A 17,809-nucleotide genomic window follows, 5' to 3' on the forward strand; every position below is an offset into this window, starting at 1 on the left:
GGCCATTCATGTTCGAAACAAACTGTGCCTGATTACTTATCGATAAAGTCCTTTCGGTTAATACCGAACTTGCGCATTTTGGAAGCTAGCGTCCGGGAATTCAGGTCCAGCAGCGTCGCAGCACCTTTAGGCCCGCTAATGCGCCAATTGCAGCGGCGCAAGGCTTCTATAATGTAATCCCTTTGCATTTCTTCGAAAGACTTAAAGACCCGGGAATGGTTTTTCTTATCTACGGCCTGACTGGAGGATTTATGGTAGGCATCGGCAAGCAAAAGAGACTTGCCTTTAGAAATAATGACCGCCCGTTCAATCATGTTTTCCAGTTCCCTGATATTCCCCGGAAACTCATAGCGCATCAACTCATCCAGGTCAGATTGGCTGATGTGTTCAATTTCTTTACCCTGCTTGCCAGCAAACTTTTTGACAAAATGCCGGACCAGCAACGGAATATCTTCTCTCCTTTCCCGCAAAGGCAGGTTCTGAATGGGAAAAACATTGAGCCTGTAGTAGAGGTCTTCCCGAAAGGCGCCTTCATTGACCAGGTCCACCAGGTTTCGATTGGTAGCAGCTACCACGCGGACGTCTGTGCTCAAGGTAGTGGTGCCGCCTACACGCTCGAACTCGCCCTCCTGCAGGACCCGAAGGAACTTAGATTGAAGCCCCAGTGGCAGCTCACCGACCTCATCCAGAAAGATGGTCCCCCCGTCTGCCAGTTCAAAACGCCCTTTTTTGCGCTGATAAGCGTTTGTAAACGCGCCTTTTTCATGGCCAAACAGCTCACTTTCGATCAAATTCGCCGGCAGTGCCGCACAATTGACTTTGATCATCGGCTCGTCCTTGCGCTTGCTCAAAGCATGAATTGACCGGGCCAGCAGTTCTTTGCCGGTACCCGTTTCTCCGATAATCAAAACAGTAGCTTCCGTAGCTGCCACCTGCTCTACCTGATGCAAAACCGTTTTATAGGCTTTGCTCTCGCTTATGATATTTTCGAAGTTGTAATTAACCTTGATTTCTTCCTTAAGCAGGGTGTTTTCTGTCTGCAGCCGGTCGGAGAGCTCCTGCACCTTATCCAGGGCAGCAGCCAGTTCTCTGTTTTTAGCCTTTCTGGCAGAGATGTCTCTCAGGAATGCGCAGGCGTAGTCTTTGCCTTCAAAGCTGATAAAGTTGATATAAACGTCTACGGGCAGCCACTGCCCATTTGCCTTGCGCACTTCTGTTTCTTTATAAATTACCTGGTGTGCGCCTGATGCTTTCCATAAATCCTGAAAAGCCAGCTCGGCACTTCTTGGGAAAAGCTCGTCCCAAAGCTCAAAGGCTTCATAGCCGAGGCTTTTATATGCTGTTTGGTTGACAAATTTGAGAGCGCCCGTGTCGTCCACCCAGAAGATCATATCTACCGCTTCGTCCAGTGTGAACAGGGAAAGGCGGAGACGTTCATCCCGGGCTTTTTTGCGGCGCCAGTCTTTGGCAAAAACGCAGTTGATTTCTTTGTCTTTGTACCGGATGAGGTTCATGGAACAATACACAGGGATAACCGTCCCGTCCTTTGCTTTAAGCTCCCCTTCCCAATCCAGTACCCGGTGTTCCCGCAGCGCAGCCCAGGATTCAGCTCTGTTTTCAACGGAGAAGTTATGTACCAGTTTGTCCACCTTCATTGCTTTGAGCTCCGTATTGGTGTAGCCCAGCTTTTCACGGGTTGCCAGGTTACCGTATAGAAATGAGCCATCTGCGGTTTCCCAGAAAATCATTTCCCGGGCGTGGTCCAATGTGTATTGGGTGAGCTCCAGGCCTTCCTGCCCGGACTTCAGCTCTGTAATGTCCTGTAAAGCTCCATATAATTTAATGGTTTGGAACTCAGACTTCTCCGGGACAATGGTCACCGACATTTTGCTGTAGTGGCCTTCAGGCTGCTGCACTTGCAGATCGAAACGGCAGGGTTCACCTGTCTCAATAGCAGTCCGGATATTGAAGTCAAAGGCTTTGTGGTCTTCTGGCGGAAGCCGGTCTTCCAGTAAGGCTGTCCACTGCTCCTTATCCATGTGCTTATTGGGAATACGCAGCAGGGCATAGACCCCTTCGGTCAGCATGATCCGGTCGGTCACCAGATCCCATTCCCAGCCACCGACCTGACTGACCTCCGTGGTAAGGCGGAGCAGCTTTTTGTACCGGTTGGCGTGAAGCAGGTTTTTGACACTCACCAGGCAAAAAGGCTCTCCATCGTGCTCAATGAGGGACAGCCGCAACTGTACCGGGAACAACATCTCTGAGGCGTTCATGAACTCCGTCTCCATTTCCAGATGCCTGGTTTGCACCAGTTCTTTCCACTTTTTGCGCCACTGAATGAGGCTTAGGTGTGGGTTGATCTCAAAAATCCGTTTGTTGGACAGCAGTTGGGGTTCGTAGCCCAGTTCCTGTGCCACACGGTTGGAGGCCAGATGAATACTGCCGTCCTTGCGAACGATTAGCGTCCCAAAGCCGAAGGATTCCAGGACTTTCTGGTAATTGATCAAATTATTCGAGGCTCTAATTTCAGAACCCCCCGTTATGGAGAGCGAACGGCTCATCATTGTCAGGTTTGTCTGTTTCCAGTATGAGTGTTTATTACCCACAGACATCTTCCTTCCACACTCAGGCAATACAGGCTGCAAAGCCCTTGCTCCAAAGTGATGCAGGAACGGCGCTGTTGGTACTTTTCAGTAAATCAGGTTTTTTTGGCAATCTTGGCTTCTGCGGTAGAGAAAATAGATATTCCCGATCCGTAGTTGATCGTACAAACCCTGACTCAAACGATAAGAATAAAGGGTTTTCCTGAAAAAATCACGTTTCGTACCTGACCAAAAGGTATGACTTCTCGAATGCATACCCGACAAGGTTTCGGGCGATAAGGCATATTAGGCTTTACACGCGACTGGATTTCCGGCAAATACTAGTAGATTGAGGCATCCTTCCTGCGGCGGTCGAGTTCTTCTACAATAATTTTTTCTACCAGGCCTGCATCACGGACTGCCCGGTACTTTCTGTTTAGGAATATATTACCCGCTGTAAAGCCAATGATAGAAACCGGCACCATAGCAAGTGTTGCATAAACACCGATAGGATAGTCGAGGCTCTGAAATAAAAAACAGAAAGCAATCCAAAGCGTGGTGGAGGCTCCAATGATGAATACGATACGCCTGTAATAGGCATGCAACTGTACTTTCTTGTCTAACTGCCTGAGTAAATCCTGTAATTCGGGTGTAGAATAACACTGTGCCCCAAAAGACAGTATTTGCAGGAACTCATCATTGGCTTCCCGCTCTATTTTTTTTAACTGACGGTCGAGAAAGTACTGTTTCATCAAGCCGGTAACTTTTTTACGCTTTTACTATGGTTTTGACAGGATGACGATGGTTGGATGCATGGACGAAACACCTGCAATGCAGGATTTAATCTACAGCAACGGTATTTACGACCAAAAATAATATAAATTAGCCGGAGAAGTCATCTCTTGACAGCTTCTTAACATCGGTTTAAGAAAGGTTGTTTAAACTTTGCTGCTGTTATCGCTCCGCAGAGCGGACTGAAGCGAACACCTGACATACGGAAGCCGTTTCCCAAGTGAACCAAACCAAACGTAAATGGCCATCCTGGGCAGCATTGTCAAATCTGCAATTACTTTAAAGCACAATCTTAGCACCGATAAGGAAGACCCCGTGAAACAGCAGCAGGAGCAACTTCTCAAGCTGCTACAAACCGCCAACACCACTGCTTTTGGCATCTACTACGGCTTCTCAGCCCTTAGCAAAGCTGACGACCCGATAGCCGCTTATCAGCAGATGGTCCCCATTTTCGACTACGACCAAATGAACAAAGCATGGTGGGCACAGCAGCAGCAACTGCCGGATATTACCTGGCCTGGAAAACCGGAGTACTTTGCGCTCAGCTCCGGCACCACCGGTAAAGCAAGCAAACGCATCCCCGTTACGGAAGCCATGCTGGACTCCATCAGATCGGTGGGCATTGCACAAGCAGAACATTTGGCGCAATTTGACCTGCCTCCCGAATTGTTTGAAAAAGAAATTCTAATGCTCAGCAGCTCTGCACAACTGCGGCAGCACCCCAACGGGCATATGGAAGGAGAGATTAGCGGCATCAACACCAATAACATACCCGCATGGTTTAGCGGCTTTTACCGTCCTGGACTGGATATTGCTCAATTGGATAACTGGGATGAGCGTGTGCGCGCCATTGCGGAAGCTGCACCAGACTGGGACATTGGAGCGCTCGCCGGCATCCCCTCATGGATACAGCTGATGCTGCAAGAGATTATCGACTACCACAAACTGGACAATATACATGATATTTGGCCAAGCCTTTCCCTTTATGCTACGGGTGGCGTAGCGTTCGGGCCTTACCGCAAAAGCCTGGAAAAACTACTGGCGCGCCCATTGGTATATCTCGATACCTATCTGGCATCGGAGGGCTTCTTCGCCTACAATGCCCGCCCCGGCACTATGAATATGCGGCTTGCTGCAGGCCATGGCATCTTTTACGAATTCATCCCCTTTGATGAACGTGGCTTTGATGAAACCGGCAATCTGCTCGACAGCCCTGAAGTGCTCACCCTAGAGAAAGTAGAGGAAGGGGTGGACTATGCACTTCTGGTTTCCACACCTGCTGGCGCGTACCGCTATATGATTGGAGACACCATTAAATTCACGGACCTGGACCAGCTGGAAATCAAAATTTCCGGGCGCACCAAGTATTTCCTTAATGTGGTGGGCTCGCAGCTGTCTGAGGAAAAAATGAATGCGGCCATTCAGGAGTTGAGCGAAGACTTTGGCATGCCGGTTAATGAGTTTGCTGTGGCAGCGATGAAAAATGAGGATGGCAATTTTATTCATCAGTGGGTGATCGCCACACCGGGAGATGTCGATGAGGCCAAAGCGGCAGAGCGCCTCGACGAAGCATTAAAAACCAGGAATAAAAATTACGCAGTAGCCCGCAGCAAAGGGCTCAAGTCAGTTGAACTCACCGCTTTAGCTGAATCCACTATTTACGACTGGCTGGAACAACGAAAGAAGAAGGGAGGGCAAATGAAAATGCCCAGAGTGCTCAAAGCTGAACAAATGCAGGATTTGCTGGATTTTCTTTTTTCTCAAAACGGGCTGCACTGCTGAGTGTTCGGCTTCGAACATGACCCCACTCGTCTCGTTCTATCTATAAACAACTCATTACAAATAACTTATGACAAACCTTTTGAATAAGCTGCTTTATGCTTTCTTTTCGGCTTTGGTCTTCGCGAACAGCCTGGTAGCACAGGCGCCTGCTTCCAGTGACAGTCCGTACAGCGATCAAAGATTCGCGACACCGGATGACCCGGCCTGGTATGAAACGCCTTCAATCTGGATTGCGCTTGTGTTGTTGCTGATCGTGCTGATCGTGCTCCGAATGCGCAAAAAGCAAGAAAAGTATACTTAAAGTCCATATTGGGACTAAACTTCAGTTTAAAAATTCAACCAAACCAAACCAAACCTATAATATGATTGACGAAAAGCAATTTAATAAGCTGGCGAAAATGAAAGGCTCGAATTTGCTTTCCATATATGTTCCCACTTATCGTGCCAACCATAGCCAGGAAGATCAAATTCGGTACAAAAATGCGCTGAAGACTGCACAAACGAAACTGGAAGAAAAAGGCATGAATGCCAAAGACGCTGAACACTTCCTCCGCCCGGCACGGGCATTGCTGGAAAAAGAGCGTTTCTGGTCCTATCTCTCTGACGGTTTAGCTGTTTTTGCAGGGTCTGATGGTTTCTTCCATTATGAGATTCTGCCTGTTACTTTCGACGCTTATGTTTTTGTCGGAGAAAATTTTCACCTCAGCCCCATGCTGCCGGTACTGGGTGGTAGCAGCCGGTTCTTTCTGCTCGCGCTCAGTCAGAACGAAGTCCGGTTTTTCGAAGGAGACCAGTACAGTATTACTCCGGTAAAAATTGAAGACCTGGTACCTACTGCCGGCATGGAAGATGCTTTTGTGCTTTCCGATTCACACGATGCACTGCAGCACCATAGCAGTGGTCGCGACGGAGGCGAAAACGCCATCTACCATGGACAAGGAATTGGGCAGGATGACAAGAAAAAAGATATTGAAGCTTACTTTCGCGAGGTCAATAAAGGGCTTATGAAAATGCTCTATGACGAAAAGCCACCTATGGTTATTGCCTGTGTAGACTATCTGCTGCCGATTTATCAGTCGGTTAACGAGTATGGCAACTTATTTACAGAAAACATTAGCGGCAACCCGGAACAACTTAACCCGGCCATGCTGCACGAAAAAGCCTGGAGTATCATCAGCCGGCACTTTGAATCGCAGCAGGCAGAAGACATGGAAAGATTTCAACAAGCTATGGCTGATGACCGGGCATCTGCAGCCCCGCAACAAATTATACCAGCGGCAGCCTACGAAAAAGTAGATACCCTCTTTATCAAAAAAGGGGAGCACCTGATGGGGCAATTTGATTATGATAAAAACGAAATTGCGCTCGGTAAGCGTGAGGAATATCGTGATTTGCTTGATTTGGCAGCTGTTCAGACTCATCTCAATGGCGGGCGAGTCTACTGGCTTGACGCCGAGGAGATGCCTGTCCCGACAGCAAGCGCCAACGCGATATACAGATTTGAATAGTTTTGGTTTGTACAGCTCTCCCGTATGACCGGGTGAGCTTGCCATTAGTTTCAGGGCATTAAGTTGCCCAAATCTCGAATCCAAAGCTGGCTTTAATGCCAGTGAAGCCCGCCAATATTGGCGGGCTTTTTTATTCTTATCCGTCCTGCCGCGCGAAGACCCGCTTCAGCAGATCCGTGGTTCGTGCACTTACATTATTGCGAATTTCCCGCTCCTTTTTCTCCACCATGTCAAACAAGCCCGACAGGGCCTGACGCGTCACGTAGTCATCCAAATCAGGATCTGCTTTGTCTACGAATGGGATTTTGTTGTAGGCATTGACAGCGTCTCCCCAATATTGACGGGCATTGAACTTATCCAGTGAGTTCACGATTACGGGGTTGAATTCGTCGTACAGCTTGGTGTAGGTCACCCGGTTGAGGTAAGCAGTAGCCGCATTATCATCACCGGTAAGGATGTCAAGCGCATCGCGGAAAGTCATGCTGCGGATGGCATCCACAAAGATAGGCTTGGCTTTGGCAGCGGCATCTTCAGCTCCGCGGTTTATTTTTTCAAGAATGGTTTCTTCCACCTGATTAAAGCCAGGTATATTCTGTAGCCTGTCCGCTACTTTACGGGCTTCTTCCGGCAACAAGATTTTGTAGGGGCTCTTGTAGTAGCCATTCTCCTGAGAAAGACGCTGGGCGCCTTCAGAAATACCAAACTCAAGGGCTTGCTTCAGGCCTTTGCCGATTTCCTCATTGGTAAGGCCACCGCCTCCGGCATTGGCAAGGGTATCCAGTGTAGATTGAATTTGCTGGCTGGTACAGCCGATAAACAGGGAGGCTCCAAGCAGCAATACAGTTAGTTGTCGCACAATAGTAGTCCGGTTCATTGATTTTTTTTTGACTTGTGACGAAAGGGTTGTCCAAAAAGTAACGGCATGACCCCGCTGTTAAGTTTGGTCATTTAAGTTTTTTTACCAATTGCAGGTACGAAAGGTCCATATCCCCTCCATTCACCATCACCCATGCGCCATCCACCCTGCCACCGAGCGGAGGGTTTAATTTCCGGAGCCGGACAAGGTACCCGGTTACGTTATCGAAAGCTACAATGCGGTCGACAATACGATCAACCACAGTTTCCAGGAGTTTGGCGGGCGTTTTCATCTCCAGCTGGCAAATAAAGTAGAGCAATTCGTAATTGACAGTAGTAGCAGCCGGTTCATCCTCCTCTATTTCCTCCTCCTCCAATTCCTCATATAGTTCGTCGGTCGCGGCAGCCAGTTCGGTATCTGCGTTGACAATCACGTCGAGCACAAATGTATTGCCCAGCACCTGTTCTTCTTCATAGTATCCGTGCCGGGCAAAAAAGCGTACCCCTTCGAGTGCAATAGTGGCCATGGTGATGCATTTTTGTCAAAAATAGGCACCTGCTGCCTCAAATTACAATTGGGCGAACCTCAGTTGTCAAAAAAACGTAGCAACTACGTGCGATGGTGGTGCAGAAACCCCTAAATGATTACCTTTGAGGCTACTTAGCCAAATAAAAGAACTTTTTATGCATAGCAATGGACATGCCCCTAACGGCACTATAGAAAAAAAAGCCCGGGAAGACCGCTTCCAGGGCCATGATTACTACATGCTGGATGATTTGCTAAAGGATGACCACCTCCTGGCGCGCGATGCTGTGCGCACCTGGGTAAAACAGGAAGTCAGCCCCATCATCGAGGAGTACGCAGAACGTGCGGAATGCCCCCAACACCTCTACAAAGGCCTGGCGGAAATCGGTGCCTTCGGGCCAAATATCCCGGCAGAGTACGGCGGTGGTGGAATGGACGAAATCGCTTACGGCCTGATTATGCAGGAGCTGGAGCGTGGCGACTCCGGTATTCGCTCCATGGCATCTGTGCAGGGCTCGCTCGTGATGTACCCGATTTGGAAGTACGCCTCTGAGGAGCAAAAACGCAAGTATCTGCCAAAACTTGGCAGCGGAGAGTTTATCGGATGCTTCGGCCTGACTGAGCCCGACCATGGCTCTAACCCGGGCGGGATGGTGACCAATATCAAAGACGATGGCGACGCTTACATCCTGAATGGGGCCAAAATGTGGATCACCAACTCTCCTGTGGCTGACATCGCAGTGGTATGGGCAAAGGATGAAGAAGGCAAAATCCGCGGCATGGTCGTTGAGAAAGACATGCCGGGTTTCTCTGCGCCTGAAATCCATGGCAAATGGTCCCTGCGGGCTTCCATCACCGGTGAGCTGGTGTTTGAAGACGTACGGGTACCCAAAGCTAATGTTTTCCCGGATATCAAAGGCCTGCGCGGCCCGCTGTCCTGCCTGTCAAAAGCCCGCTTTGGTATTGCCTGGGGCGCTATCGGAGCAGCGATGGACTGCTATGATTCTGCATTGCGCTACTCCCTGGAGCGGGAACAGTTTGGCCGGCCAATCGGTGGCTTCCAGCTGACGCAAAAGAAACTGGCAGAAATGATTACGGAAATCACCAAAGCACAGTTGCTGGCCTGGCGAATGGGCACCCTTGCCAATGAAGGCAAAGTGACCCCTGCTCAGATTTCGATGGCCAAGCGCAATAACGTACACATGGCACTGGAAGTGGCCCGGGAGGCCCGCCAAATCCACGGCGGCATGGGCATCACCAACGAGTACCCGGTCATGCGCCACATGATGAACCTGGAAACTGTGCTCACCTACGAAGGCACGCACGATATCCACCTGCTCATCACCGGCCACGATGTAACGGGCCTGAATGCCTTTAGTTAGAATAAAACAGCTAGCCGACAGCCTCCTATTGCAGGGTGCTGTCGGCTTCCTACCTCCGCCCATACCGCCTCAGCAAGCAATTTCCGGGCATATTTATGCTAAAAGTCCGTTTTTCTTCGTTATTCGCGGAGCATATGTTGCCATATTTCGGATTTAAGTGCAACAATCATCAGATTCCTTTATTTTTACCCTTAACGGTTTGCAATAACCAAATAAACACGCAACGTTTAGGAATCGCCCGGCAGCGTAAGACAAAATTCATCACATGAGGAAACAACATTTTCTGTCTCTGGTCCTCCTGCTCAGTTCAATCGTTTCAGGAACGAGCCAGGGAGCTATTTATCTTAATAACCCCTCCTTTGAAGACTTTCCACGCCACAGCCACCCACCAACCGGATGGCAGGATTGTGGTTTCCCGGGGGAGTCGCCTCCTGATACTCAGCCCAGCGGAGATTTTGCCGTGACGTATCCCGCAACGGACGGGTCGACCTATCTTGGTATGGTGGTTCGTGATAATGAAACCTACGAAGCGGTCACCCAAAAGCTGAGCAGCCCTATGAAGCCGGGAACTTGTTACGAATTCAGCCTCCACCTGGCCAGATCGCCTTACTACGTGAGCATTAGCCGCACCACAGAGCAGCGCACCAACTTTAATCAGCCGGTTAAGCTCCGGATTTACGGCGGGTTTAGCAACAACTGCGACCGGTCTGTCCTCCTCGACGAAACCGGTCTGGTCAAAGCCTCGCAGTGGATGCAGTATAACTTCAAATTTGAGCCCAAACAAGCCTACTCACATATTCTGATTGAGGCCTTCTACGAAACGCCTACCTTGTTTCCTTACAATGGAAATGTCCTGGTAGACAATGCCTCGGCAATTACCCCTATTCCCTGTGCGGAAGATATCCCGGAGGCTCCTCAGGAGTTGCCGGAAGTGGAGCAGCCTTCTGAAGAAGTCTTAACCACGGAACCAATAGCCAGCAATATACCTTCCAATACTCCAGAGGCAGATCCGGAACCTGCCTCTGAGCCTGATCCCAAACCACAACCGCAGGAGGTGAAACCCCCAAAACCGGAGCCTACAATTGCAGGGGTAAAGCGCTCCGAAATGGAGAAAGGTAAAATTATTACGCTGGACAAGCTTTACTTTCTGGCAGATAGCTCCAGCATCACCAGCGATTCGCGGAAAGTGCTGAATGAAGTGTTTGAGTTCCTCAAAACGAATAAGGATGTAGCGATCGAAATCGGTGGGCATACGAATGACCTGCCACCAGATGACTACTGTTTCAAACTGTCCACTGCCCGGGCTAAATCAGTCGCCGAATACCTCATTAACAGAGGCATCAACCGCGACCGGCTGGAGTACAAAGGCTATGGCAAGACCAAGCCGATCGCATCCAATAAAACCGCCTACGGGCGAAAACGCAATCAACGGGTAGAAATCAAAATCCTGGATATTTCCTCTGATGGATAATAATTGAGTAGGGTAAAGTAGAAGGATGCATCCTTCTACTTTATCCCTCTCACAGAACCGTGCGTACGGGCCTCGTACACGGCTCCTGTTAAATCTTATTCATAGTATTGATGCAACGTGTTGGTTTTCACCCGCTCCATGTCGTACAAGTGCAGGTTATTAAACCACTCATTAGGCAGCGCCATGTGGACCAGTTTGCAGCTCGCGTTGCGCCAGCGGGCCATAGAGATTTTCTCAAAACTCCCTTTGTAACCCATCCGTCGTAACTGTTTATGCAAGCCTTTCCAACTTTTCCACTCGCGCATCTGCTTCATCCGTAGGCGGCGGCGTATCCAGCTCATTAAATTACGGAACAGGCTCTTGGCTTGCCCAATGCGGAAGTAGTTGGCAAAACCCCGCAATAGCATCGACAGCTCCCTTATCTGGTGCTCTACGTTACGCCCGGAATTGCGTGGGGTCAGCTTGCGGACTTTGTCCTTAAACTTCTTCACGCTCTTTGGGTGTATGCGCGCACCCCGCCGGCTGATGATAAAACCCAGGTACGTTATGCCTTCCCATATCGTTGTGAGGTGCGTCTTCTTTACGTTGACCGTAAGTTTTAGCTCCTCTTCCAGATATTGGGCGGCTATAGAACGATACCTGCCCGCTTCACTGCGCGTGTAGCCGAAGATCAGTATATCGTCTGCGTACCTTACTATCCGGATGCCTTGACTTTTCATGTACTGGTCAAAATTGTCCAAATAGATATTCATCAGCAGCGGGGAGATTACTCCGCCTTGCGGGCTGCCAGCTTCCGCAGGGTAGTATGCCCCTTCGTCCATAACTCCCGTTTCAAGTATTTGACGGACCAGTGCCAAAACACTGCCGTCGCTTACTTTAGCCCCCACCCCTGCCAGTATCAAGCCGTGGTCCAGCGTGTCGAAGCACTTCGACAAGTCCATGTCAACGACATGAGCCAGCCCCCACTTGTTACTGAAACGCTCTGCCTTAGCCACTGCATGGGCGCAGCTGCGCCCGGGGCGGTAGCCGTAGCTCGATGGGTGGAAGCCCGGCTCGAAAATGGGCTGGAGGATGTTGAGCAGTGCTTGCTGCACCACCCGGTCGCGTACCGTCGGTATGCCTAATGGGCGTTCGCTGCCGTCAGGCTTCGGGATATACACCCGTTTTACTGCCTGCGGGCGGTACGCCTTCGTCCTGAGTTCTTTTTTCAAACGGCGCAGCTCTGACACCCTCTTCTCATCGAAGTCGGTGATGCGAACTCCGTCTACTCCGGCAGCGCCCCGGTTCGCCTTTACCTTCTGGTAGGCTTCCATGAGGTTCTTCCAGCTGTACACTTTGTCGTATAGGCTGTACCATTTTCGCATAAAAAAAAAAACTTTTGTACGTTGCAGCTTCTCTGAGCTCCAGGCGGTGCAATTAAGGCAGGCTGTTTGTTCTGGCGGGAGGCAGGGCGTTTCTAGCTCTATGGCAATCTACCCTGTCTGGCTCCACCGTACTCAACGCTCGTGCGGATTATTGGTCAGGCTGGGCTCGTCACCACCTTCCCATAATTCCTCATCGGGGTCCCACCGACGATTGTCTTCACTTGTACCTTAACGACCCCTTGGAGGGAGACGCTTTGATTTAACTTCGCCCCTTCGCAGCTTACCAGCACTTTTGGCGCTGATAAGTCAAGTTGACTAGCTTTGCGGTCAGCCATCGCAACTTGTCCTCCAAGTTTTATCCTCCACCCTGTTACCAGAGCTTCAAAGGCTCGGAGTTTAAAACTACTACGGGCTCATCTGCCACCTGCTGGCGTGTGGCTGCTGCCTCGCCTTGCGACTTGTTAGCTGCTTGTCCAGATAAAAAATCCCGGACACCCCAACAGGCTTCCATGGTTAAGCAAACTTTCCTGTATGGGACACCGTCCGTTTTAACGTGGCAGGTTATCCGGCTTTTGGGCTTTCCCACTTTTTGCAAGGTTACCCACCTGCCGCGCCACTCCCGGTTCGCTCCCGCTACGTGCCCCATACTTGCTAAGGCTTCCTTCCCACCCTACCGTTGCCAGTAACGCAGTTGCCTTCGCATTGGCTTCCCACCGATTAGGCGCCAGGGCTTCTTTCAGCCCTTCGGAAAATGTTTGCATGCCATGCAAACAAAAAGGCCGGTTGAGTTGCTCAACCGGCCTTTTTTTATCTGACTACTTCAAAACCTATCTTCTGCAGGTCTTTCCAAAAGTCCGGGTAAGACTTGACGACTACCTCCGGCTCCTCAATTTCGATGGGATGCTGCATTGCCAAAGGCGCGAAAGCCATCGCCATACGATGATCTTCATAGGTAGCAAAGGTTGGAGTGGAACCAAAAAGCGTTTTCCCTTGTGTCTGAAAGTAAGTACGCTCTCCGGTAGGAGGCAGCTCAATTAGGTTGGCGTTGACTTTTTGCAGTTCCTGCTGAAGCGCCAGAATGCGGTCAGTTTCTTTAATGCGCAGGGTTTCCAAGCCACAAAACGTACCACTTGTGCCCACTGCAGCACAGCATACAGCAAGCGTTTGCGCCAGGTCGGGGCATTTCAGGAAATCCCAGGTAAACTCGTCCGGCACTTCTGCACCTGCTCTCTTTTTCAACCGGACGCCAGCCTCGTCAAAGTGGGTTTCCACTCCAAATTCGGTCATCATTTCCGAAAGGACGGCATCGCCCTGCACACTTTCCCGGAAAAGCCCATTCAGGCGAAGGTCCGTCTCCGGGGCAATGGCAGCCATAGCGTAGTAGTAGGAGGCTGCCGACCAGTCTGCTTCTACAGTGAAAGGCTTGCCCACATAAGACTGAGGCGGCACGATGATGGTTTGCTCCTCCCACTGATGGCTTACGCCAAAGTAGCTCATTAGGGAAAGGGTCATTTCTATGTAAGGGCGGGAGACGATCTCACCCTCGAGTTGCAGCCGGAGCCCTTCCGGAAGGGTTGGTGCCAGCATGAGCAAAGCAGAAATGTACTGACTGCTGGTATTCGCGGCGATGGACAGGGTATTGGCTTTGCCGAACCCATCGGGAGCGCCTATCCGTAAGGGGGGGTACCCCTGTTGCTCGAGGTAGTCAATTTTGGCGCCCAGCTTCCGCAGCGCATCTACCAATACACCAATAGGCCGTTGTTTCATCCGCTCAGTGCCGGTAAGCACCTGCTCTCCGGGCTGCATGGACAGATAAGCCGTGAGGAACCGGAAAGTCGTCCCGGCGGCACCGGCATCAAGGGTGTGGTCAGTGGTTTGCAGTAATGCCTCCAACAGTACGGTGTCCCTGGCATTCGCCAATTTATGAATAGGAAAATCGGCGCCGCTCAGCGCTCTGATCATCAGTGCACGGTTGCTAATGCTTTTAGAACCGGCCAGGGTGATTTCCCCGGTAAGTGTGCCCTCAGGCCTGCTTAAAGTAAGTGTCATAGTCAGGATAAACTCTAAAGGGCGACAAAATGAGAAAAAACCTGAAAACCTCAGAATTTAGAAGCGCTAATCTACCAAATCGCGGTACTGATCTGCAACTTCCTCAGCTTTAGCTTTCCTGTCTTCATCGGCATCTTTATCCAGGCGCTCATACTCCAGAATCACCCCCAGGGCTTCCAGGGCACTCAGCATTTTATGGAATGCAGCCTCTTTCTTTTTATTGATACGAACTCGGTAATTCATCGTTGTATGCAGTTATTCTTCTTGAGCAGCCGCCTTTGATTGGACCGTCTCTTTTTCCGCTTCTTTCTTTTTGTCACTCTCACGCTGTTCACGGCGTTTACGCATTTCTTCGTCAGAACGCTCGTAGGCCAGAATGATTTCCTTGACCAGGCGGTGGCGGACCACATCGTCCGCATCCAATTTGATTGCGGCAATCCCGGTTAGCCCTGCCAGAAGCTCAATGGATCGGCGCAGGCCCGATTTCTGATGGAAGGGTAAATCCACCTGAGAAAGGTCTCCGGTAATAATACACTTTGCTGACGGGCCCAGGCGGGTCAGAAACATCTTGAGCTGAGCCGTCGAACAGTTCTGCGCCTCATCCAGGATGATGAATGCATTATCCAGTGTACGCCCACGCATAAATGCCAGGGGCGCGATTTCAATAACCCGGTTGGCCATGAACTGCTGCAGCTTTTCAGCGGGGAGCATATCATCCAGGGCATCGTAAAGGGGCCTGAGGTAAGGATCAACCTTTTCCTTAAGGTCACCGGGGAGGAAGCCCAGGCTTTCACCTGCTTCAACAGCCGGCCTTGTAAGGATGATCTTCTTGACCATTCGGTTTTTAAGCGCCTTCACAGCCAGGGCTACAGCAGTATAGGTTTTGCCCGTGCCAGCGGGACCAATAGCGAAGACCACATCATTCGTTTCGCTCGCCTCAATGAGCCGCTTTTGGTTGTGAGTCTTGGCTTTGATCTGCCGCCCGTTACGGCCATGCAAAATCGTTTTATTTGATGCACTCTCTTTGCTGATCCGTGCTTCAAATGGATTATTGTCGTTGATCAGGTCCTGTACCATTTGCATGGGCAACTCTTTGTGCTCACGCAACAGACGGACCATCATTTCGAATTTCGCCTTGGCTCTCTGCGTGTCTTTCTTGTCACCTGCCATCTTTACGCTGCTGCCACGGGAGGTAATGGTGACAGAAGGAAAGGCTTCCCGAAGCAGATTCAGCTTTTTATTGTTTTCACCGTATAGCTCGACCAGGTCGACACTTTCCACAGTTAAAATGATCTCACTCAATATAATGGTATCCCTTTTGGTGAAGAACATGGCTGTTACGCTTTATCAGGAAGGCAACTTAGCCAAGTTCAGATTAATGCTTTCAGAACTCTAATATATTCATAAAAGTTCAACCTTAGGCCGCCTCTTGCTTCAAGATTACGTTAATTTTGCCCCGGGCTGAATAATTTAGGAGTATGCCCGGAAAATTCGGATAAGTAGCGCATTACATTTAAATTTAGCCCTTCACTTCCACATTAAGCCTATGGCAATTGTAACGCTTACCACTGATTTCGGCGACAAGGGCTTTGACCTTCCTAAATTGAAAGGAGCGCTGTTGGCCGCTGCTCCCTCCGCACAGCTGATTGACCTCACGCATCAGGTGAGCAATTACGATATTGTACAGGCCGCCTTCCTGTTCCGGAATGCATGGCAAAGCTTTCCCAAAGGCACGCTTCACCTGATCAGTGTGAATGACTACCCTTCGGGCACGCCGCGGTTTCTCGCAGCAGCCTATCGGGGGCATTACTTTATTGCCCCGGACAATGGGTTGTTCTCGCTCATCTTCCCGGAGGACGCGCCCTACCAATACCATCTTTTGGACTATGCGCCGGAAGAACTCATGTCGCTGGAACGTATCTACGCCCGGGCAGTAGGGCACTTAGCGCAGGGGCGGCCGCTTATTGAGCTGGGAGCCGCCACAACCGAGGTCATGCAGCGCATCACTCTGCAGCCGGTCATCGGGCCCTCCCAAATCAGGGGCTCCGTTATTTTTGTGGACAGCTTTGATAACGCGATCACCAATATCAACCGCTCCCTCTTTGAACAGGTAGGTGCGGACCGGTCTTTTGCCCTTTACTTCAAGCGCAACGACCCTATCCGAACCCTATGCCGGCAGTACCACGAAGTGGAGATCGGGGAGCCGCTTTGCCTGTTCAACTCCTCCGATTTACTGGAGATTGCCATCAATATGGGCAAAGCCAGCAGCTTGCTGGGGATTAATGTAGAAGACACCGTCCAAATCGAATTCCGCTCATGATCAAACGAATCGTCAAACTGACTTTCCAGCCTGAAAAGACAGCAGATTTTCAAGGTATTTTTGAATCCAGCAAAGCGCTGATCCGGGGCTTCCCCGGCTGCCATCACCTGGAGCTTTGGCGCGACAGGAATCAGCCGGAAGTTTTCTTTACTTACAGCTACTGGGAGGACGAGGCTGCTTTGGAGCAGTACCGGCATTCGGAGTTGTTCAAGCGGACCTGGGCGAAAACAAAAGTCCTGTTTGGCGGCAAGCCAGAAGCATGGAGTGTGGAAGTGGCTTCACAGATGGAGCAATAAAGCCCCCACAGCGGGTTGAGCGCTACCGGCAATTCACCTGTTAAGGAATAAATGCGATAGTTGCTGCAGGGGCGGCGTCTTCTGGGTAGTGAAAAGGGGAACCGGTAAGGCTCCCCTTCTTGTCAATTGGGGTTTACATTGATTTCACAGCTTTACAAAACAGGTAACTATTTAGGTGTGGGTTCCTGCGGCAGCGTAGCTGCGAAGGAACGACTCGCCCCGCCAAGCGTTGAGCAACTCTTCATAGGCAGACAAGCCGTGCTTTTTTGCCGTGCTGCAAAAGCTTTTGATCCTTGCATAGTGCCGCGCACCCTGTAGGGTACGGAAGCAGCCACTGACTTTTAGCTTCGTTTTTAACGGGCGGATATCACGTTCGGCCAGGTTATTAGTGAAGGGCACTTCGTGCTCCCGCGTGAACCTCAGTACTTCTTCTTCGTATCGTTCCAGCCTTTCGAGCAGGTTCCTCCCTTTTGTTTTCTTCGCCCGGCCTTTTGGGCGGAGTTCGGGCGGCGGCTCTTCACGGCTGGCTTCTTTTAAGATTTGCCGGTAGCGGGACAGGACCGTTTTATATTTTTTAGCCGGCAGCACTGAGCTCCCGCCACTGCTAAATTCGTAAGCGTACATTAACAAACTGTGCATCTTGTCAGCCCACTGGCGCTCATGGTTTTCAGCTAGGCCTCTAAGCTCGCGCAGCAAGTGCGCCCCACAAAGCGCATGGCGGGCGTTTTCCAAGCCAAAATAGCTTGCCCAGCAGTCGTGCACCAGTGTGCCTGTATAGTTTTGAGCTATGCTTTCGTCGCTGTGCAGCGCCTGTGCGCCTCTTTTCTCATGCACAAACAGATAAGTAAACAGGCCACAGACAAAATTATGTGCCCAGTG

At 50.5% G+C, this 17,809-nt stretch carries 17 protein-coding genes; 7 read left to right on the forward strand and 10 right to left on the reverse strand.

Features of this window, described 5'->3' with window-relative positions; all coding sequences use genetic code 11:
- Positions 1–32 precede the first annotated feature (32 nt).
- Together IX84_RS00675 and IX84_RS00680 are read right to left on the reverse strand one after the other, a co-directional pair.
- Positions 33–2,567 carry a sigma 54-interacting transcriptional regulator gene (locus tag IX84_RS00675; protein WP_160213599.1) on the reverse strand — a complete coding sequence of 845 codons (2,535 nt, stop codon included), beginning with the start codon at positions 2,565–2,567 and terminating at the stop codon, positions 33–35.
- 359 nt (positions 2,568–2,926) lie between these two features.
- Positions 2,927–3,337, reverse strand: coding sequence for a hypothetical protein (locus IX84_RS00680; RefSeq protein ID WP_044215661.1), 411 nt, complete (start codon positions 3,335–3,337; stop codon positions 2,927–2,929).
- A 280-nt stretch (positions 3,338–3,617) separates the two neighbouring features.
- Here IX84_RS00680 and IX84_RS00685 point away from each other — a divergent pair, with 280 nt between their 5' ends.
- The 3 genes from IX84_RS00685 (at position 3,618) to IX84_RS00695 (ending at position 6,667) form a co-directional block, all read left to right on the forward strand.
- Entirely contained in the window at positions 3,618–5,159 is a 1,542-nt protein-coding gene (locus tag IX84_RS00685) for a GH3 family domain-containing protein (RefSeq protein WP_044215662.1), read from the forward strand.
- 67 nt (positions 5,160–5,226) lie between these two features.
- On the forward strand, positions 5,227–5,460 hold the full coding sequence (locus IX84_RS00690) for a hypothetical protein (protein ID WP_044215664.1): 234 nt from the start codon (positions 5,227–5,229) through the stop codon (positions 5,458–5,460).
- A gap of 61 nt (positions 5,461–5,521) precedes the next feature.
- Positions 5,522–6,667, forward strand: coding sequence for a baeRF7 domain-containing protein (locus tag IX84_RS00695; protein WP_044215665.1), 1,146 nt, complete (start codon positions 5,522–5,524; stop codon positions 6,665–6,667).
- Positions 6,668–6,803: 136 nt separating this feature from the next.
- Here IX84_RS00695 and IX84_RS00700 read toward each other — a convergent pair whose 3' ends face one another.
- Both IX84_RS00700 and IX84_RS00705 read right to left on the reverse strand, forming a co-directional pair.
- On the reverse strand, positions 6,804–7,541 hold the full coding sequence (locus IX84_RS00700) for a DUF4197 domain-containing protein (protein ID WP_044215666.1): 738 nt from the start codon (positions 7,539–7,541) through the stop codon (positions 6,804–6,806).
- Between the two features lie 70 nt (positions 7,542–7,611).
- Complete coding sequence (locus tag IX84_RS00705) at positions 7,612–8,049, reverse strand: dihydroneopterin aldolase (protein ID WP_044215667.1); 438 nt, start codon at positions 8,047–8,049, stop codon at positions 7,612–7,614.
- A 157-nt stretch (positions 8,050–8,206) separates the two neighbouring features.
- On the opposite strand from IX84_RS00705, the gene IX84_RS00710 reads away from it, so the two are divergent.
- Both IX84_RS00710 and IX84_RS30560 read left to right on the forward strand, forming a co-directional pair.
- Positions 8,207–9,430, forward strand: a complete 1,224-nt coding sequence (locus tag IX84_RS00710; protein ID WP_044215668.1) for an acyl-CoA dehydrogenase family protein — start codon at positions 8,207–8,209, stop codon at positions 9,428–9,430.
- Positions 9,431–9,695: 265 nt separating this feature from the next.
- Positions 9,696–10,901, forward strand: a complete 1,206-nt coding sequence (locus IX84_RS30560) for an OmpA family protein (protein WP_052515670.1) — start codon at positions 9,696–9,698, stop codon at positions 10,899–10,901.
- A 95-nt stretch (positions 10,902–10,996) separates the two neighbouring features.
- Here the strand turns inward: IX84_RS30560 and ltrA are convergent, their stop codons facing one another.
- From ltrA to IX84_RS00740, 5 genes are all read right to left on the reverse strand, one after another.
- The gene (gene ltrA, locus IX84_RS00720; protein WP_044215669.1) at positions 10,997–12,265 is read right to left on the reverse strand and encodes a group II intron reverse transcriptase/maturase; all 1,269 of its coding nucleotides are present in this window, start codon (positions 12,263–12,265) and stop codon (positions 10,997–10,999) included.
- A gap of 548 nt (positions 12,266–12,813) precedes the next feature.
- The gene (locus tag IX84_RS00730; RefSeq protein WP_044215673.1) at positions 12,814–13,026 is read right to left on the reverse strand and encodes a hypothetical protein; all 213 of its coding nucleotides are present in this window, start codon (positions 13,024–13,026) and stop codon (positions 12,814–12,816) included.
- A gap of 46 nt (positions 13,027–13,072) precedes the next feature.
- Positions 13,073–14,314, reverse strand: coding sequence for a 3-phosphoshikimate 1-carboxyvinyltransferase (locus IX84_RS00735; RefSeq protein WP_044215675.1), 1,242 nt, complete (start codon positions 14,312–14,314; stop codon positions 13,073–13,075).
- Between the two features lie 66 nt (positions 14,315–14,380).
- On the reverse strand, positions 14,381–14,557 hold the full coding sequence (locus tag IX84_RS33195; protein WP_160213601.1) for a hypothetical protein: 177 nt from the start codon (positions 14,555–14,557) through the stop codon (positions 14,381–14,383).
- Positions 14,558–14,569: 12 nt separating this feature from the next.
- Positions 14,570–15,646, reverse strand: coding sequence for a PhoH family protein (locus IX84_RS00740; RefSeq protein ID WP_063978239.1), 1,077 nt, complete (start codon positions 15,644–15,646; stop codon positions 14,570–14,572).
- A gap of 214 nt (positions 15,647–15,860) precedes the next feature.
- Between IX84_RS00740 and IX84_RS00745 the strand changes: the two genes are divergently transcribed.
- Positions 15,861–16,634, forward strand: a complete 774-nt coding sequence (locus tag IX84_RS00745; protein ID WP_044215676.1) for an SAM hydrolase/SAM-dependent halogenase family protein — start codon at positions 15,861–15,863, stop codon at positions 16,632–16,634.
- Positions 16,631–16,930 (forward strand): putative quinol monooxygenase, encoded by a 300-nt coding sequence (locus IX84_RS00750; protein ID WP_044215678.1) that lies wholly within the window; start codon positions 16,631–16,633, stop codon positions 16,928–16,930. Before IX84_RS00745 ends, IX84_RS00750 begins: the two co-directional genes overlap by 4 nt.
- Positions 16,931–17,101: 171 nt before the next feature.
- Here the strand turns inward: IX84_RS00750 and IX84_RS00755 are convergent.
- On the reverse strand, positions 17,102–17,809 hold a 708-nt coding region (locus tag IX84_RS00755; RefSeq protein ID WP_044215680.1), incomplete at its 5' end, for an IS66 family transposase.

The organism is Phaeodactylibacter xiamenensis, from assembly GCF_000759025.1.
In the GTDB taxonomy this organism is placed as follows: Bacteria; Bacteroidota; Bacteroidia; order Chitinophagales; family Saprospiraceae; genus Phaeodactylibacter; species Phaeodactylibacter xiamenensis.

What these genes read in the sequence shown, in the direction of transcription:
- IX84_RS00700 (WP_044215666.1), bottom strand. Translation starts at nt 7,541, where the DNA reads ATGAACCGGACTACTATTGTGCGACAACTAACTGTATTGCTGCTTGGA.
- IX84_RS00750 (WP_044215678.1), top strand. Translation starts at nt 16,631, where the DNA reads ATGATCAAACGAATCGTCAAACTGACTTTCCAGCCTGAAAAGACAGCA.
- IX84_RS00705 (WP_044215667.1), bottom strand. Translation starts at nt 8,049, where the DNA reads ATGGCCACTATTGCACTCGAAGGGGTACGCTTTTTTGCCCGGCACGGA.
- IX84_RS33195 (WP_160213601.1), bottom strand. Translation starts at nt 14,557, where the DNA reads ATGAATTACCGAGTTCGTATCAATAAAAAGAAAGAGGCTGCATTCCAT.
- IX84_RS00690 (WP_044215664.1), top strand. Translation starts at nt 5,227, where the DNA reads ATGACAAACCTTTTGAATAAGCTGCTTTATGCTTTCTTTTCGGCTTTG.
- IX84_RS00710 (WP_044215668.1), top strand. Translation starts at nt 8,207, where the DNA reads ATGCATAGCAATGGACATGCCCCTAACGGCACTATAGAAAAAAAAGCC.
- IX84_RS00745 (WP_044215676.1), top strand. Translation starts at nt 15,861, where the DNA reads ATGGCAATTGTAACGCTTACCACTGATTTCGGCGACAAGGGCTTTGAC.
- ltrA (WP_044215669.1), bottom strand. Translation starts at nt 12,265, where the DNA reads ATGCGAAAATGGTACAGCCTATACGACAAAGTGTACAGCTGGAAGAAC.
- IX84_RS00695 (WP_044215665.1), top strand. Translation starts at nt 5,522, where the DNA reads ATGATTGACGAAAAGCAATTTAATAAGCTGGCGAAAATGAAAGGCTCG.
- IX84_RS30560 (WP_052515670.1), top strand. Translation starts at nt 9,696, where the DNA reads ATGAGGAAACAACATTTTCTGTCTCTGGTCCTCCTGCTCAGTTCAATC.
- IX84_RS00735 (WP_044215675.1), bottom strand. Translation starts at nt 14,314, where the DNA reads ATGACACTTACTTTAAGCAGGCCTGAGGGCACACTTACCGGGGAAATC.
- IX84_RS00680 (WP_044215661.1), bottom strand. Translation starts at nt 3,337, where the DNA reads ATGAAACAGTACTTTCTCGACCGTCAGTTAAAAAAAATAGAGCGGGAA.
- IX84_RS00685 (WP_044215662.1), top strand. Translation starts at nt 3,618, where the DNA reads ATGGCCATCCTGGGCAGCATTGTCAAATCTGCAATTACTTTAAAGCAC.
- IX84_RS00675 (WP_160213599.1), bottom strand. Translation starts at nt 2,567, where the DNA reads ATGATGAGCCGTTCGCTCTCCATAACGGGGGGTTCTGAAATTAGAGCC.
- IX84_RS00730 (WP_044215673.1), bottom strand. Translation starts at nt 13,026, where the DNA reads ATGCAAACATTTTCCGAAGGGCTGAAAGAAGCCCTGGCGCCTAATCGG.
- IX84_RS00740 (WP_063978239.1), bottom strand. Translation starts at nt 15,646, where the DNA reads ATGTTCTTCACCAAAAGGGATACCATTATATTGAGTGAGATCATTTTA.